The organism is Edaphobacter dinghuensis (assembly GCF_014640335.1).
Lineage (GTDB): Bacteria > Acidobacteriota > Terriglobia > Terriglobales > Acidobacteriaceae > Edaphobacter > Edaphobacter dinghuensis.
This window is the reverse complement of record NZ_BMGT01000001.1, coordinates 280,761-296,890: the sequence shown is the minus strand read 5'-3', so window position 1 is coordinate 296,890 and position 16,130 is coordinate 280,761. Positions and strand designations below refer to the sequence as shown.

Annotated in this window: 14 protein-coding genes; 6 read left to right on the top strand and 8 right to left on the bottom strand. The window is 59.7% G+C overall.

From position 1 onward, the window contains the following. Positions 1-60 precede the first annotated feature (60 nt). Together tsaA and IEW09_RS01105 are read left to right on the top strand one after the other, a co-directional pair. Positions 61-768 (top strand): tRNA (N6-threonylcarbamoyladenosine(37)-N6)-methyltransferase TrmO, encoded by a 708-nt coding sequence (gene tsaA, locus IEW09_RS18640; RefSeq protein WP_229738996.1) that lies wholly within the window; start codon positions 61-63, stop codon positions 766-768. Positions 769-853: 85 nt separating this feature from the next. Next, positions 854-3,136, top strand: coding sequence for an OPT family oligopeptide transporter (locus tag IEW09_RS01105; protein WP_188552324.1), 2,283 nt, complete (start codon positions 854-856; stop codon positions 3,134-3,136). 20 nt (positions 3,137-3,156) lie between these two features. Here IEW09_RS01105 and IEW09_RS01100 read toward each other — a convergent pair whose 3' ends face one another. The 4 genes from IEW09_RS01100 to IEW09_RS01085 are packed head-to-tail and all read right to left on the bottom strand — an operon-like array spanning position 3,157 to position 6,517. Next, positions 3,157-4,179 (bottom strand): HEAT repeat domain-containing protein, encoded by a 1,023-nt coding sequence (locus tag IEW09_RS01100; protein WP_188552323.1) that lies wholly within the window; start codon positions 4,177-4,179, stop codon positions 3,157-3,159. A 38-nt stretch (positions 4,180-4,217) separates the two neighbouring features. Next, positions 4,218-5,186, bottom strand: a complete 969-nt coding sequence (locus IEW09_RS01095) for a HEAT repeat domain-containing protein (protein WP_229738995.1) — start codon at positions 5,184-5,186, stop codon at positions 4,218-4,220. Between the two features lie 9 nt (positions 5,187-5,195). Further along, the gene (locus IEW09_RS01090) at positions 5,196-5,936 is read right to left on the bottom strand and encodes a hypothetical protein (protein WP_188552322.1); all 741 of its coding nucleotides are present in this window, start codon (positions 5,934-5,936) and stop codon (positions 5,196-5,198) included. Beyond that, positions 5,933-6,517: an RNA polymerase sigma factor gene (locus tag IEW09_RS01085; protein ID WP_188552321.1), complete on the bottom strand. Its 585-nt coding sequence runs from the start codon at positions 6,515-6,517 to the stop codon at positions 5,933-5,935. The genes IEW09_RS01090 and IEW09_RS01085 overlap by 4 nt, the downstream gene beginning before the upstream one ends. A 185-nt stretch (positions 6,518-6,702) precedes the next feature. Here IEW09_RS01085 and IEW09_RS01080 point away from each other — a divergent pair, with 185 nt between their 5' ends. Next, complete coding sequence (locus tag IEW09_RS01080) at positions 6,703-8,469, top strand: metallopeptidase TldD-related protein (RefSeq protein WP_188552320.1); 1,767 nt, start codon at positions 6,703-6,705, stop codon at positions 8,467-8,469. Further along, entirely contained in the window at positions 8,466-10,148 is a 1,683-nt protein-coding gene (locus tag IEW09_RS01075; protein ID WP_188552319.1) for a metallopeptidase TldD-related protein, read from the top strand. Before IEW09_RS01080 ends, IEW09_RS01075 begins: the two co-directional genes overlap by 4 nt. Before the next feature lie 111 nt (positions 10,149-10,259). Here IEW09_RS01075 and IEW09_RS01070 read toward each other — a convergent pair whose 3' ends face one another. The 3 genes from IEW09_RS01070 to IEW09_RS01060 form a co-directional block, all read right to left on the bottom strand. Beyond that, positions 10,260-11,381: a glycoside hydrolase family 76 protein gene (locus tag IEW09_RS01070; protein WP_229738994.1), complete on the bottom strand. Its 1,122-nt coding sequence runs from the start codon at positions 11,379-11,381 to the stop codon at positions 10,260-10,262. An 80-nt stretch (positions 11,382-11,461) separates the two neighbouring features. Further along, positions 11,462-12,223 carry a septal ring lytic transglycosylase RlpA family protein gene (locus tag IEW09_RS01065; protein ID WP_229738993.1) on the bottom strand — a complete coding sequence of 254 codons (762 nt, stop codon included), beginning with the start codon at positions 12,221-12,223 and terminating at the stop codon, positions 11,462-11,464. Then, entirely contained in the window at positions 12,220-12,462 is a 243-nt protein-coding gene (locus tag IEW09_RS01060; RefSeq protein ID WP_188552318.1) for a hypothetical protein, read from the bottom strand. Before IEW09_RS01060 ends, IEW09_RS01065 begins: the two co-directional genes overlap by 4 nt. A 341-nt stretch (positions 12,463-12,803) precedes the next feature. On the opposite strand from IEW09_RS01060, the gene IEW09_RS01055 reads away from it, so the two are divergent. Then, entirely contained in the window at positions 12,804-13,574 is a 771-nt protein-coding gene (locus IEW09_RS01055; protein ID WP_188552317.1) for a hypothetical protein, read from the top strand. A 45-nt stretch (positions 13,575-13,619) separates the two neighbouring features. After that, positions 13,620-14,501, top strand: a complete 882-nt coding sequence (locus IEW09_RS01050; protein WP_188552316.1) for a hypothetical protein — start codon at positions 13,620-13,622, stop codon at positions 14,499-14,501. Positions 14,502-14,506: 5 nt separating this feature from the next. Here the strand turns inward: IEW09_RS01050 and IEW09_RS01045 are convergent, their stop codons facing one another. Continuing rightward, positions 14,507-15,832, bottom strand: a complete 1,326-nt coding sequence (locus IEW09_RS01045; RefSeq protein ID WP_188552315.1) for an MFS transporter — start codon at positions 15,830-15,832, stop codon at positions 14,507-14,509. Positions 15,833-16,130 lie beyond the last annotated feature (298 nt).

The window sequence follows — 16,130 nt, the reverse complement described above, 5'->3', positions numbered from 1 at the left end:
GGCGGGAAACAAAGTTGTTACTAAATCGTCGACAACAGCCCGGATCACCCATCCCGGCTTTTGAAGCAAGCGCGTCGTCGCGCCACTGTCGGCCCCTCTGGCATCGAAACCAGGCGGCGCGCTGGAACCCGCACCCGGCGGACCCCCGGTTCTACTCCCGAGCGCATTGTCGTTCCAGCATTCGCTGAAGACTCACCTCACTCGCCGGCGCTCCAGGTCGGTCGGACCGCGCCATGCCCGCAGTATAGTCCCAACCTCAACGGCAGCGCCAATCAATTCCCAGTGAATCGGCACGCCGCCTGCACCTTTCGTGATTCCTGCGACGGCACCTTTGTGCCTCGCATCAATAACTTACACATGACCGATCCAGTCACTTATACCCTCGAACCCATCGGCTTTGTCCATTCCCAGCTTCGCCGCCGCGAAGACGCACCGCGTCAGGGCAATGAAGATGCCCCGGAGGCGTGGCTGCACCTGTCGATCCCCTTTCTTCCAGCGCTCAAGGGGCTTCAGACGGGCGCGGAGATCGTCGTCCTGACCTGGCTGCATCTTGCCGACCGTGGATCTCTCGAGGTGCATCCGCGGAACGATGCGCATACTCCACTCACCGGCGTCTTTGCCACTCGCTCGCCCGACCGCCCGAATCCGATCGGACTGCACCGCGTCACGGTGCTTGAGATTGATCCTGGGACGGGTCTGCGCGTTCAACCGCTCGAAGCTGTCGACGGAACGCCCATTCTGGATATCAAACCTGTTTGGAACGACTAATTTTCAGACGTTAGTCAGCCGAGAGATGCCTTGATACACTCATCCCGCCGCGGGCAAAAACCGGGCGCCGGGAGAGAATCGAAGAATGGCAACGCCTACCATCACCAAAACTACCTACCAGCCTTTCGTAGGCGCAGGCGAATCCCGCCGCGAACTCACTCCCCGCGCGCTTATTCTCGGCAGTCTCTTCGGTGTTCTCTTCGGAGCGGTAACTGTCTATGTCGGTCTCCGCGCCGGTCTCACCGTAGCGGCGTCGATCCCCATTTCGGTGCTCTCCATCAGCATTCTGCGCGCCTTCGGACGAGCCAGCATTCTTGAGAACAACATCGTCCAGACCACCGGAAACGCCGGCCAGTCCATTGCTTCAGGCGTTATCTTCACGTTGCCTGCGCTCATCTTTTTAGGCTTCGATCTTGAATCCACCCGCATCTTCGCGCTCGCACTCTTCGGAGGCTGGCTCGGCGTCCTCTTCATGATTCCGTTGCGCCGCCAGCTCATCGTCGAAGAGCACGGTTCCTTAACTTATCCCGAAGGCACCGCCTGCGCCGACGTCCTCGAGGCTGGTGAGCGCGGCGGCTCTTTTGCCAGCCGGGTCTTCCTCGGCCTTGGTCTCGGCGGCCTCTATACCCTCTTCCAGAACGACAACCTCTTCTCCCTCTGGCCCTCGCAGCCCGACTACCAGCCCAACCTCGGCGCGCAGCATCTGCTCAAAGGCTCGGCCATCCGCGCCGACTGCACGTCGGAGTATCTCGGAGTCGGCTACATCATCGGCGTCCGCGTCTCCGCCATCATGCTCGCCGGTGGCGTCTTCTCGTGGCTTGTCTTGATGCCGGCGATTTATTTCTTTGGCTCCCACCTCACCAGCCCGATCTATCCCGGCACCACGCTCATCAGCAACATGACGCCCTCCGATCTCTGGAGCACCTACGTCCGCCCCATGGGTGCGGGAGCCGTCGCCGCTTCGGGCCTCATCACGCTCCTCCGCACCGCGCCGACAATCCTTTCCGCGCTTACTGAAGGACTCGGCAGCATGGGCAAAAATCGCGCAGGCAAGCAATCCGCTCAAACCATCCGCACCGAACGCGACATTCCCATGTCGATCGTCCTCGGCGGCAGCGCTCTGCTGATCGTCCTGATGTGGGCCTTCCTGCAGTTCCACCCCGTCCCCGGAGCGCAGGTCGGTGCCCTTGCCAACCTCGCCGCCGCGCTGCTCGTCATCGTCTTCGGATTTTTATTCGTCACCGTCTCCGCCCGCATCGTGGGCATCGTCGGCAGCAGCGCCTCGCCGGTCTCCGGCATGACTATTGCAACGCTCATGGCCACCGCCGCCATCTTTCTCGTCCGCGGCTGGACGGCTCCGGCCTTCGGAGCGCTGGCCATCACCATCGGCGGCATCGTCTGCATCGCCGCGTCCAACGCAGGCGACACCTCGCAAGACCTCAAGACCGGCTTCCTCATCGGAGCCACGCCGTGGAAGCAGCAGCTCGCCATCATGATCGGCGTCATCGTCTCCGTCTTCTCCATCGGAGCCACGCTCAACGCCATGAACACCGGCCTCGAGACCTTCCAGCGCATGCAGAAGCCCATCGTCTTCTCGCTCAACGCGCTACCCGACGGCGTACAGAACGAAGGCAACTTCAAGCGCGATCATCTCCAGCTCAGCTCGCACAACACCGACAACCCCACCCACGAAGAGGTCTCGAACGCCCGCCAGTTCATCCTGCTCAACTCCATCGGCTCCTCGACACTCGAAGACGGCAAGTACCTCTACAACCCGCAGACGGGAGAGATCGAGATCCAGTGGATACAGGGCATCGGCAGCGAAAAGGCCGCCGCTCCGCAAGGCCGTCTCATGGCCACCGTCATCAACGGCATCCTTACGCGCAAACTGCCCTGGGGATTAGTCCTGCTCGGAGTCGCCCTCGTCATCTGCATCGAGATGCTCGGCATCCGCAGCCTCACCTTCGCAGTGGGAGCCTATCTCTCCATCGCCACGACGCTGGCTATCTTCATCGGCGGCCTCATGCGCTGGATGGTGGATCGCACCCTCGCAAAACGCGCTGCGACGAACCCCGAAGAGATCGATCCTGATACCGGGCTGCCTGTTCCTACCAGCGTCACGCCTGCACTCGATTCAGAATCAGAGATCAGCTCCGGCTCACTCTATGCCTCCGGGCTTATTGCGGCAGGCGGCATCGTCGGTTTGATGGGAGTAGGCGTGCGGCTCTACGAAGCGGCTACCGACAAGATGTTTCCACGCTTCAGCGACCACAACCCCTTCTACCACGATTGGATCAGCGTCATTATGTTCGCTCTGCTGGCCTTCTCGCTCTACTACTTCGCCCGCAAGCCGCTGGAGAAGAAGTAGAGCGAGCGATCACAGCCGGACTATTGCTTGAGCAGCTTGGTGAGGTAATCGAGCGCGCGGGGATCGCGTGACTGACCGAGCCAGAAGACAGCCTGTTTGCGTACGGCAGGATCTTTGCTGGTGTTGGCAACTTGGATAAGCTGTGTAGCCGCTTCGTCTCCGGGCAGGCGCGAGAGCGCGAAGACCGCCGATTTGCGGAGCTGCGTATCCGGATCGTTTTCGCTGATCTCGCGAAGATCGCCCGCAACAACTTTGCCGCCCTTCATCGCCATCCAGAACTGGGCCTGTTTCCGCACCTGCGGAGAGGAGTCCTCATGGGCCATGCGAATCAGCTCGCCAATCGCTCCGGGGTCTTTCGTAAGGGTGAAATCGAAAGCCAGCTTTTCGCGGAAGCCTGCATCAGGATCTTCGCGGGCAAAGCGCTTCAGTGCAGCGAAGCCCTCAGCGCCGTGCTGATTGGCAAGCCAGAAAGCGGCCTGCTCACGCAGTTGCAGGTCATTCGTAGGAGATGCAAGGCTGATAAGGGCGGGAACAGTGGCCGGAGACTGATGGATCGAGATGGCGAAGACAGCACTGTCGCGGAGCTTCTTTGCGTCGCTTTGAAGCGCTAGCGATTTCAGATTAGCGATGCTTTCATCGGGTGTGACATTGGTGAGCCACACCACCCGAAGGTCGCCTGCATCGAGCTGACGGTCGGGATTGTCCACATGTATCTTCACGATGCTGTGGTCGGCGATGCGAAAGAGAATAACGGCGTGGTCGTAGGAGCGATTGGAGTTTAAGGTGTTGTCATTCACGTTCGGATGATCGCCCTCAAGGTAGCTGATACGCGAGTCCCAGCTAGAGAAGCTTTTTTCCACCACAGGGACACTATAGCCGACCCACAGCGGCGTTGCTTCGCCTTTGAGCGTATCGAGTTCGGCATTGAGACCATGGGCGGCAACGGTAGTGAGGCGCGCATGGACGAACTGCGGTTGTTGTGCCAGGACTGTGGCAGCAGAAAAGACAGCGATAGCGGCGAGAGTGCGGGCAAGATGGCGCATGTTCTTTCTCCTGATCGATTCGATTGAGCCGAGGTGAATCACTTGAGAAGTTCCATCATGTAGTCGGTCGCAGCCTTGTCGTGCATGATCGCAAGCTGCGAGACGATGGAGCGCTTCAACTCCATGTCCTTCTCGCTGCGGGCCAGCTCTACAAGATGCGGGGCATCCTGCGTAATGAATAAAGCGGAGATGACCGATCGCTTAATCTGGCGGTCTGACGTGGTGCGGTAAATCTCGGCGAGCGTATCGTTGTCCCGCTTGCCCTGAAAGATTGCCATCATCATGATGGCTTGGCGTTGAAGCTCGGGATCCATCTTGCCGGTGACGGCATCGTGCAGTATGGCCTGGGCTTCGGGAGACTTGCTTTGGGCGAGCACAAAGATGGCATGCTTCTTCACTCCGATAGGCTGATTTCCATTGAGAATGTCGCGCAGGACCGGGATCGCCTTGGCGGGGTCCTGATTGAGCATGGAGTTGAGAGCAAGGATCTTGATATCAGGATTGTTCTTAATATCGACATTGATATTGGGGATGGTGATGGGATCAATGTGAACATCGGGATGGACGTGAATGTTCAGGCTTTGATTGATATCGCCGAGATCGATGTTGATGTTGGGATTGTCGATGGAGAGCGCATCGCAGTCCTTATTCCAGGGGCTGTCGGCATACTGCGCATGCAGTGTGTTGCAGATCGCCGCCGCATCGGAGTGGCGCTGCAGCTTATTGAGCGAGTACGCCTTCCAATAGAGGGCGGCATCCGAGCGCTTCTCTTTCGCCGCAATCACCTTGTCGAATGAGCGAATGGCATCCTGCCAGCGATGCTCATTCATGGCGCGGGTTCCATCGGCGTAAGGGCTGTTATCGTTAGCTGCTGCGGCGGGAAGAGGCTCCGGCGAGAAGATCATTCCGTACAGCGGTTGCGCAGCCGCGAGGACGAGCAGAAGTGCCGGAGAGAGAAGTTTGCTGCCGATTCGTTTTGTCGTAGTTGTAGTCATTGCGTTGGTCATGGCTGGTCCTTATTGAGCGGTCTGGTTCTGGCGGAGGATGCGAATGTCGAGCAGCAGGCCGGAGGTATTCATCTCGAGGCGAAGCTGCAATGTGCTATGTGGCGAAGAGGGTTCGTTGTCGAGCGTGGTCAGGACGCGGCCCAGATCGTCGAGCACCGCTGCCTGCGCCAGGTCGCCGTGGTCGCGCGCGGTGCGCACATACACGGCGTTGCTGAGTAGCAGGTCATGCGCCTGCGCACGCGTTGCCGGATCGAGCGCGCCGGAGGTGTGGTTGACCTCCGTCAGCAGGCGCTCGGCGGCATCAAGGTGATTGGCCACGCCAGGGTCGGTGGGCTCGGAGGTAAGTGGACCATGTCCGTTAATCGCAGTGTTGGTATGGTTGACACGATTGAGGGCAGGCAGCAACGCGGCGATGTGGTCGCGGTCGCGGGTAACGTGAACGCCGACGAAGACCACGAGAAGCAATGCTGCAGCCGCCAAACCTGCTCCCGACCACAGCGCGAAGCGTGGAAAGAAGCTGCGTCGCGGCTCGGCGGAGAGAACCGAGAGGTTGCCGCGCAGTCGCCGCCAGTTACGATCGAGGTCTGGCGTGGGAACCGGGTCGGAGGAGAAGACGCGCAGGGTCTCGGCAATGGACTCCGATAGCGCAGCGCACTGGGCACATTGCTCGACATGGCGCTGGATGGCAGCTTCGTCAGGGCTTTCATGAAGCTGATAGGCAATCAGTTCTTCTTCAGAGAAGTGGGTCATGACTGGCCTCCTGCAATAGGGGCAAGGGAGCGCCGCAGTTTGCCGACGGCACGAAAGACGGCCTGTTTGGCAGAATTCGCAGGCACGTTCAGCGCTGCGGCGATCTCGGCGATGGGAAGGTCTTCCATGTGGCGCAGCGTAAAGGCGGTCCGCTCCATGTGGGTAAGGTCGGCCAGAGCCCGCTGGCGAAGCGAGGCAGCTTCATGGTCGAGCAGCTGCCGTTCCGGATCGGGTTGCGTTCCGGCCAACTGCACGGTCTGTTCAGCCGGCGAGGGAGTATCGGCGATGCGAAGGCCGTTCTGTGAGAGATCGCGGCCGCGGCGTTCGACGAGATTGAAGGCGGTATTCATAACAATTCGCGTAATCCAGGTGGAAAAAGAGGCGTCCTGACGGAAGCCCGGAAGCTTGTTGTAGGCGCGGAGAAACGCCTCCTGCGCGGCTTCTTCCGCGTCGGCCTCGTTGCCGGTGATGCGGAAGGCGATGCGATGCACGGTGCAGAAGTGACGGTCCATCAGGACGCGGTAGGCGTCTCGATCTCCGGACAGGATCTGCTGAATCGCTTCTGCGTCGACTTTGTTCATCCGCCCGATTAGACAACAGCCCCGGGCCGCGGTTAGGTACGAAATTTGGTTTATTTTTGGCCCGGTCGAGGGGCTTCCGGCCAGCATGGCGGCAGGCTTTTGTATTGGCGAAGCCGAAGGGAAGATATTTCCGCTACACTCTGCTTCAGTTGAATTTTTTGTACGTGAATCGAGTTTTCTTTCCAATGACAAGACAAAGAGTTGTAGTTGCCGGTGTCGGGCTGGCGGTTTTGGGGCTGGCAGGGGTGGCCCTTCCGGGGCGAGTGGTTCGAGCGGCGGAAGCGCATCCGCAGGCAGGACAGACCTCCAGCATCCTCGTAGATGCGATGGAGTCGGAGTTGCACCGCGCCATGAACTCGCTGGGTAGTGCAAGCCCGACAGCGCAGCAGCCGAAGCCTTACTTCCTCAGCTATTCGATCGCCGATGGTGAACAGGTCAGCATCGCCGCCCAGTTTGGCGCGATCACCAATTCGAACCAGAGCCGTCGCAGGTTTGCCGACGTGCAGGTCCGCATCGGTTCTCCCGCCGAAGACAACACCCACGGCGACCATCGCAACAGCGCGCTGACAACCATCCCCATGCCGCTGACCGACGACAACAACGCCATCGCGCGCAGCCTCTGGTTTGCGACCAATCGCGGCTATGGCAAAGCGCTCGACGGCTATCTCAAAGTCAAGACGGACCAGGAGGTTCGGGCGAAGGAAGAGGATGCGTCGCCGGATTTTTCGACCGAAGATCCGAAGGTTGCCCTGCTGCCGCCCGCTCCTGCGCTCAAGGTCGACACCGCACAGTGGGAGCAGCGCCTGCGTGATCTCTCCGGTCTGTTCAAGCAATATCCCGATGTCTTCTATAACACCGTGGCGCTCGAGGCCAGCTCCGAGACCGACTACTTCGTCTCGTCGGAGGGCGCGAAGACTGCCACGCCGAACCACGTTGCCCGCCTGGTCATTCTGGGCCGAACACGGGCCGCCGACGGCATGGACATGTTCCGCGCCGAGACGTTCGAGGCCGATGAGACCGGGCATCTGCCCGACCAGAAGGTGCTTGCCGCAAAGATCACCGAGATGGGCAAGAATCTCGAAGCATTGCGCGTAGCTCCGGTGACCGATCCGTACAACGGCCCCGCGATTCTAAGCGGACGAGCAGCGGCGGTCTTCTTTCACGAGGTTCTCGGCCATCGCCTCGAAGGCCAGCGGCAGCGCGGCGACGACGAGGGCCAGACGTTTACCAAACTGATGGGCAAGCAGATTCTTCCATCCTTTATGAGTGTCTCCGACGATCCCACGCTCGAAAAATTTGACGGAACGTGGCTAAGCGGGCACTACGACTATGACGACGAAGGCCAGCAGGCCAGGCGTGTCGACCTGATCCAAAACGGCATTCTGAAGACCTTTCTGATGTCCCGTCAGCCGGTCGCCGGCTTTGCTCACAGTAACGCGCACGGACGCGCCGAGGTTGGCCACATGCCCACCGGCCGTCAGGGAAATCTGATTGTCAGCTCGTCGAAGACGGTCAGCGATGCCGAGCTGCGGCAGATGCTGATCGCCGAAGCGAAGAAGCAGGGCAAAGCCTACGGTCTTTACTTCGAAGACATCTCCTCCGGATTCGCTGTAACAACGCGCCGCTCGCCGCAGGCCTTTCAGGTCATCCCCTTGGTCGTCTATCGCGTGTATGTGGACGGGCGTCCCGATGAACTGGTGCGCGGCGTGAGCATCGTAGGCACGCCGCAGGCGGCTCTGGCCCGAATCGTCGCAACCGACGATAAGCCCGAGGTCTTCAACGGAATTTGCGGTGCCGAATCCGGCAGCATCCCGGTCAGCGCGGTCGCGCCGGCGATGCTGGTCAGCGAGATCGAGACGCAGAAGCAGGCACAGGGTACGGCCAGGCCGCCTATCCTTCCCCCTCCCAACGCCGATGACGCGACGAACGCTACCGGAAAGGCTGGCCAATGAACAACCGATCCTTCTTCTCTCGCCGCCTCCGCAACTCCTCGCTGCTTACCGTCGCATCCTGTGTCTGCGTTGCCTCTGCAATGCCCAGCTTCGCGCAGCAGAGCAACGATCCCATGCTGAAGGCCATGCAGACAGAACTTGCCCGTGAAAAGGCGAATCTTGTATTGCCCGGAATGCAGCGCCCTTACTTCATCGAGTATCAGCTCGACGATCTGAACAGCTACGAGGCCGTTGCCAACTACGGCGCACTCACCCGCGAGGAGTCGAATCATCAGCGCGTGGTGCGTGTCACCGTTCGGGTTGGCGATTATGCTGCCGACAGCAGCACCAGCAGGGGAGACGGCGCCATCGCGCTTGCGCCCAGCGACAACAATCCCGAGGCGTTGCGCTACGCTCTTTGGACTGCGACCGACACAGCATACAAAAATGCTCTCCAGGCTTATGCCGCCAAGCAAGCCGCTTTGAAGCAGTTCCAGACACCGCAGATGGAGCACGACTTTGCAGAAGCGAAACCGGTGGTGCACATAGCTCCGCTGGTCGGCATCGATCTCGATCGCAAGGCATGGAAGCAGAGGATCATTGACGCCAGCGGGCTGTTCGAGACTGCGCCCGAGGTTCGCGCGTCGGCCGAGTATGTGCAGTACTCGACCGCGAACGTGCGCGCCGTCGCCGTCAACCGATACCTGGTCAACACCGAAGGCACAGCGGTCCGGCAGGGATACTCCGGATATTCCGCGGGCATCAGCGTCGGCGGTCAGGCGCCTGACGGAATGCGCCTGAGTCGCGATAACGGGCCCACCACAGCCGATGCGAAGGAGCTGGAGAGCTGGCCGATATTTCGCCAGCGTGTGATCGACGATCTCAAAAGCCTTGAAGCTCTGCGAGCGGCTCCAGTCGTTCCGGCCGAGGACTACCACGGCCCCATCCTCTTCAGCGGTGATGCCGCGTCCGACGTGATGACGCGCCTCTTCGTTCCCAACGTCGAGGCGGACCGTCCCGCGATGGGCACGACGGCCAGGACGACCGGCGTCTATGCCTCGAGCTACAAGTCGCGCGTGTTGCCGGCGATGTTGGATGTCACCGACGATCCGCTGATGACGAAGTTCGCAGGCAAGACCCTGCTGGGTGCCTACGCGGTCGACGACGAAGGTGTGCCCGCGCAGTCCGTCGATGTGGTGGCCAAAGGCATGTTGCAGAGCTACCTCATCGGGCGAGAGCCGGTAAGAGACTTTCCAGCTTCGAACGGTCATGGCCGGTCCGCACCGGGACAGGTGGCTCACTCGCGCTCCGGCGTCATGATCGTTAAATCGAGCGAGGCCGTCCCCGTCAGCGAGTTGAATAAGAAGCTGCTCGCCATGGCGAAGGAGCAGGGCCGCGACGTCTATGCTGTCGAGACGCTGGCCGGCGCGCTTGAGCCGCGCCTTCTCTACCGTGTCCACGCCGACGGCAGCAGAGAGCTGGTGCGCGGAGCAGTCTTTGACGAGCTGGACAACCGCAGCCTGCGCTCGGATATCGTGGCGGTGGGCAATGACGACTACGTCGACAATTCACTTGGTCCGGTGCCGCAGACCATGATCGCGCCGAGCATGTTGTTTGACGATGTGGGCGTCAAGCGTGCCGTTGAAGAACAGCAGAAGCTGCCCTACTATCCTCCTCCGCCCTTACCAGAGAAAAAGTAAAACCAAAAACCACGTCATCTCTACCGCGGCTATCGATCCCAACCACACGTCATCTCGACCGAAGCGAAGCGCAGTGGAGAGACCCCTGTATTTGTTCTTGCTTTTGTTGCATCAACGATGCTTCGCACGGCCCACAACAGCCGCAGCCGTCAGAGCATCGAGCGCAGAGCTCTGACGTGCCGCATCGGCCAGGTCGAACGGCCCTGCCCACCAGAAGCCCAGATGATTGGCCGCATCCCGATCTTTGGCCCAGATGCTCTCCGCGTTGGCTCGGGCAAATGCCTGGTAACGATCATCGGGAAACGCATTATTGAGCAGCATCAGATTGCGGCTGAAGATACCTTTGAACTGCGGCACGTCTCCGCCAGTATGCGCGCCGTTAGGCTCATGCAACACGCCCTGGCCGTCGACAAGATGCTCGATCGCCGCATGTGCGATGGCCGAGGCCGTCTCTGTCAGCGCCGGGTCTGGCGCGGCTTTATTCAGTTCTACCAGCGCACCAAGAATCACGCCCTGGTTATAGCTCCAGGTCGCCTTGCCATTGTTCGTACAGTGCGCCGGGTTCGAGATGTTGAGCCCATCGTTGACCAGGTGCTCCCCGTTGATCATGCCCGAGTCACGAAACCAGACCCACTCCTTCTGCGCCCAGCTTAGATATCTCTGGCGATCTTCAGGCATCTTTGCGCGGTTTGCCAGCGAAGCAGCAACTGCGAGAAACAGCTCATTCTCAATCGCATTTTTATCCTTGCTCTTTTTGCTCCACCACACGCCTCCGCCGCAGGTCTCGGTCTCCCATCCCTTTTGCATGTTGTCGAAGATGGAGCCTGCAGCCTGAAGATACTCAGTCTTTCCGGTCAGATCATAGACATCGATCCAGGCCAGCGCCCACCAGCCTTCGTCGTCATAGTAGTCGTTGATGAATCCCGGGAATCCATCATGTCCAGTCTGCGCGGCGTGCAGCGTGTTCGCAAAGATGGGCAGATATTTTTTCGTGTGGCTCATGCGGCTGTAGTTCGCAAGCGCGGTGATCGCGTTGGCGGAATTCCACCATCCTGTTGTGCGATACAGCCCGCTCTGCGGCGTGTACCACTGCTGCAATACGTTCACCGCCTCATGTGCGTGCTTCCGCGCGGCATTGTCTGCTGATGGTGCAGCAAATGCTTGCGCTGCCATGCAGGCTGAGAGGAAGGCGGGAAGGATACGGGCGATAGAGTTTGTTCTGAAGAGTGTCATCGAAAATAAACAGGCCCTTGGTTAAAGAATTCTCTACATAGTTCTCATGTAGAAATGGTCCGCAACAACTATAGAAGACATTAGTTGGTTCGGACGATGTAAGGCAGCGCATCGGGGTCAGCGGAGTGAATGCTCTCGGCGACCTCGTTGGCGTGAGTACGGTCGGGCTGCAATGGATTGATGCGAACCCAATGGCCAGTAGGCCCGGCAAACTCAATCACCTTGGCGGTGGTGTAGCGGCGGCTCAGTTGGTCCTTCAGCTTCACAGCATCCTTCTCGCGCGAGAAGGCACCGACCTGGACGCACCATCGTCCGGCGACCTGCGGCGTAGCAGAGGCAAACGCCTCGACCCGTACCCTGGCGACGCCGACGCGATAGACGCCGATCGCCTTGGCAGCCGCAAGCGAGAGGTCGATGATGCGGCCGCGAACAAAGGGCCCGCGGTCGGTAATGCGCACGACGGCAGATTGGTTGGTGGTCAGGTTCGTCACGCGCACCAGCGTTCCCAGCGGCAGCGTCAGGTGGGCCGCTGTCATCGCATTCTGGTCGTAGACAGTACCGTCTGCACCCTTGCGTCCGGCGTAGGGCGGCCCATACCAGCTCGCCAGTCCAACCTCGCTCGAAACCGGCCTGCCTTCCGTATAAGGCTGCGGCGGAGTCTCTTCCATGTCACGATCACGATTGCGGCTTGGGGCATTGCTCGCGCGGTTAGAGGTGTCCGCACTCGGCAGCGCCGGCGGCGGAGGCTGGCGATAGGCGCGAGGCGTCTCTCGGTGACACCCGCTCGCCAGCAGCATCAGCGCTGACAGGGTAACCGCGTAAGCGAGGCGCGAGCGGCTCAAAATTTTGGCTCATCCTGCGGCGGAGTCTTGCGCGCTGTGTCATCCATCCGCTGGGCCAGCCGGTTCAACTCTGCCGCCGCTGAACGAAGCGCTGCGGAACCGTTGCGGCGCACATCAGGCACAATCTCTTCGTTGAAGTAGGTCACAAAGCGGCGAAGGTCTTCCTCGACACGGGTTCCGGCCTCGTGCAGACGCTGTTCCCAGGGGCGCTTTGGGGCTGTGGAATCTTCAAAAGCCATGCGCTACCTCCCTAGCCTTGAATCATGCGTGCCTCGCTACTCTTTAATTATGAAGATGGATAAAATGCACGGTCAACCGCGATTGCCGCATATTCGCCGTGCAGTGCCGACGTGGTAACGGTGCCATATCGCAGGCCCATGCCGGCTTTGCGGGTACAACCTGAGGCCTCAAAATCGCGTCTTTTTAAAGGTATAGATACGCTGAATCTGCGCGTATATAGTCTGCTTGTTCTCTTTTTTCCCGAAAGACTTCGAGGTTATTTCTTTTGAATGGAAAGCGTATTTCAAAGTCTTTCACGGCACGACAATCCATACTGCTTCTCGCGCTCAGTGTGGCGGTAATGCCTGTTGCACTCGCGCAATCCGCATTGCAGCCGGAGGCTACGCCGCATGCCGAAGTGGCTGCGCTCCCCGACGCGCCCGGGGAAGCATTCAGGTCAATCGGCAACAACAGCGTTGAAGTAGTCGACAGCTCTTCCACCTCAGCCGAGGCTTCCTCCGATGCCATGCCGACAGCGCAACGTGCGCCGCAAAGGGCGACAGCTTCGCGCTGGTCCAAATTAGTTCTTCCCGGCCAGCAGGCCCCTGTTCTTACCGATAAAGACAAATTTTTGCTGGGTGCAAAAGATTCGGTCTCCTTGTACTCGATGACGGGCTGGGTTTTTTCTGCGGGATTTTCCCAGCTTTTAAATAAAACTCCGAACTATGGTACCGACAAAGGAGCCTACGGGCAGCGGCTGGGAGCAGCATCCATCCGCAATATCAGTGAAGATATCTTCGGCACCTCGGTCATGGCTCCTATCTTGCGAGAAGATCCTCGCTACTACAGGATGGGCCGGGGCCACAGCGTTACTCGGAGGGCCGTGTACGCAGCGACTCGCCTCTTCATCACAAGGACAGATAGCGGTCGTGCGACACCCAATCTGGCTCTGTTCACAGGAAATCTGGAAGCCGCGGCGCTGACCAATGCCTATTATCCTGCACGAAATCGCGGTGCCAGCCAGACCATGCTGACATTCGGCGCTTCCCTTGGAGGCTCTATGATCGGCTTCGGCGTCAGCGAATTTCTCGGTGACGCGCTCGAGCTTGCACATATTAAAAAGAGCGAGTGACTCATACCTCGCCGGGGTTATAGAACATAGCGGATGGGCTATACGGTGATTCGATCTCTCCTGGTTTTGACGGTTGCTTGGACTGCTGCAGCGACCTGCGCCCAAACCAGTACTCTGCAAGCCTCCTTGCCCGATGCTCCCAGCGCTCTTCTCTCGCAGCAGCAGGACGTTGTCACCGTTGCCGAGAACTCGCTCAGGACCGACGGCAGCGGTGTCGCACCCTGCACTCTGCGCCACGCCATGCTCCCCATCCCTTCGCACTCGCGAACCATCGTGCCGGTTCACGTTCCTTGCAACGAGCTCATCAATCCCTCCCAGCGCTTTCTCGATACCAACCTCATCATTCCGCTGACGGCGAAACAGAAGGGCTACCTCGCGATCCATAACCTTACCGACCCGGCCAATCTGCTCACCATCGTCGCCCTCTCCGGCTTTACCATCGCCGTCGACCCCGATAGCCCCTACGGCCCAGGCCTCAAAGGCTTCGGCAAAAATACCGGTGTCAGCCTTCTGCAGGATGCGACAGGTGAGTTCTTCGGCGCCTTTCTCATCCCTTCGATCGCGCATCAGGACCCGCGCTACTTCCGCATGCCCAAAGCAAGCATCCCACGGCGGCTCGGGCACGCCGTCTCTCATACCTTCGTTGCCAACCACGACGACGGCAGCCTGATGCCCAACTACGCCAACCTTCTCGGTTATCCCATCAACGCGGAGCTGAGCAACCTGTATGTCCCCGGCATCCATGCCGATCCAGCATCCACTATTCAGCGCATCGCCACCGGGCTTGCAACCGATCCTGCCAACAACCTCGTCACCGAATTTCTGCCCGACGTGGCCAAGCACATCAGCATCCGCATCATCTTCGTGCAGCGCATCCTCAACCAGGTCGCCAGCCAACAGCAGGCAGGGGTTAACCCAACGTTCTAGTGTCGCTAGCTGATTGCCGCATCGGCTGCCGCATCAGGTGCCACAGCATCTGTTACATCGTCAATAGACGGTCTACGCAGATAACGTCGCACCAGGAACAGCAACGGTATCGCCGCCGCAAGGCTCATCAGCCCATCGGTCAGCAGCAGCCCACGCACGCCAAAGTGCCGATACCCAAGCCCATCCATCGCCGTCATAAACACAATCGCTCCGTTGGTCGAGGCCGAGAACAGGCCAAGCTGCGTGCTCGCCACCGGACTGCTGTGCCCCACCAGTTGCAGGCAAAGCGAGGTAAACGCCGCATAGCTGCATCCCGCCACGCCGTTATAAGCCAGCGCCAGCCATACAAAGTTAGCCGGCACATGAGGCAAAAACGCGACGATCAATCCAAAACTCGCTCCAAGAATCCCCGACAAGAGATAGACATAGCCGCGGTTGAACCGGTGTGACGCCCATCCTCCCAACAGCGACCCTATCGAAGCGGTGATGGCGCATCCCGCACCCGTCACCAGAATCACTACATGATCGCTGGCATGGAAGTCTTTTCCAATGCCTGAGAACAGATTGATGGCGGCAAGCGAACTGGCCGGAGCAAGAAACAGGGCAAACCCCACCAGGCACTGCTTTTGTTTGGTGGCCTGCCACGTAGCCTTCATCGCGTCCACAAAGATCTGCTTCAGACCAAACTTCGACTGATGCGGCGACGGAAACCACAGCGCAGGCACCAGCCCCACAAGGATTGCACCCATCAGTCCAAGGCCAATCCAGCGAGCATCCACCCGCGAGGCCAACGACATGATGGCCAGCGACCCCAGCGCGCCTCCGCCAAGGTTAGCGACGTTCGTCCATCCGCCCACCATGCCGCGCATCCGTTCTGGCACAAACTCCGTCTGCCATCCAAAGAGCGCCGAGCTGAACAGCACGATGGACAGCTCTCCCAGCAGCAACAGGATCGTCGCCGCCCCCAGCCGCGCAGGTGAGAGCACCCACAGCCCCGAAGCCATGCAGGCAGCCGCCACCAGCGCCGTCAGCCAGCAGTACGCTCTGCGCGTCAGCCCAACATCGAGGATCGGGTTCAGCAGAAACGCCCAGAACGTCGGTGTCATCACCGTCGCGCTCATGGCAGCGGCGCGGTCCAGGCTGACGCCCATCCTCGTCACCAGAAACGGCAGCGCCGTAATGGTGAACCCCACCACAATGCCAAAGGGAAGCCACGCCAGCCCCGTCACCCATGCGGGTGGAACCCGCGGCAGCAATTCCTGAGGCTCGACAAGATTTGGCAGATTCAACCCCGATCCCGAATCAGACTCTCCTGGTGCGATAACCGGCACCCATCCGATCACATTTTTAGACGAAAGTGAAACCCAACGGCTTTGCCGGGCAGTCACTTTCGCTGCCGGAATTCGCCATTCAATGTAAATTCTCGCCAATCGGCGTTCAGTTGTTCAAAGTCTGGCGACAAAATCGTACTCTTGAAAGCGTCGTAAGCTGTTGTGCCTGCTAGGAAAAGGGACACAAAATGGGCACCTGGATGTGCACTTCCGCATCCAAGCAATAGCTAGGTAGGCTGGAAGATAAATAGTTAGATTGGCTGGAAGAAGCGACGTGTATATCTTCCGCTTCAGGCCA

What these genes read in the sequence shown, in the direction of transcription:
- IEW09_RS01105 (WP_188552324.1), top strand. Translation starts at nt 854, where the DNA reads ATGGCAACGCCTACCATCACCAAAACTACCTACCAGCCTTTCGTAGGC.
- IEW09_RS01100 (WP_188552323.1), bottom strand. Translation starts at nt 4,179, where the DNA reads ATGCGCCATCTTGCCCGCACTCTCGCCGCTATCGCTGTCTTTTCTGCT.
- IEW09_RS01095 (WP_229738995.1), bottom strand. Translation starts at nt 5,186, where the DNA reads ATGACCAACGCAATGACTACAACTACGACAAAACGAATCGGCAGCAAA.
- IEW09_RS01090 (WP_188552322.1), bottom strand. Translation starts at nt 5,936, where the DNA reads ATGACCCACTTCTCTGAAGAAGAACTGATTGCCTATCAGCTTCATGAA.
- IEW09_RS01085 (WP_188552321.1), bottom strand. Translation starts at nt 6,517, where the DNA reads ATGAACAAAGTCGACGCAGAAGCGATTCAGCAGATCCTGTCCGGAGAT.
- IEW09_RS01080 (WP_188552320.1), top strand. Translation starts at nt 6,703, where the DNA reads ATGACAAGACAAAGAGTTGTAGTTGCCGGTGTCGGGCTGGCGGTTTTG.
- IEW09_RS01075 (WP_188552319.1), top strand. Translation starts at nt 8,466, where the DNA reads ATGAACAACCGATCCTTCTTCTCTCGCCGCCTCCGCAACTCCTCGCTG.
- IEW09_RS01070 (WP_229738994.1), bottom strand. Translation starts at nt 11,381, where the DNA reads ATGACACTCTTCAGAACAAACTCTATCGCCCGTATCCTTCCCGCCTTC.
- IEW09_RS01060 (WP_188552318.1), bottom strand. Translation starts at nt 12,462, where the DNA reads ATGGCTTTTGAAGATTCCACAGCCCCAAAGCGCCCCTGGGAACAGCGT.
- IEW09_RS01055 (WP_188552317.1), top strand. Translation starts at nt 12,804, where the DNA reads ATGCCTGTTGCACTCGCGCAATCCGCATTGCAGCCGGAGGCTACGCCG.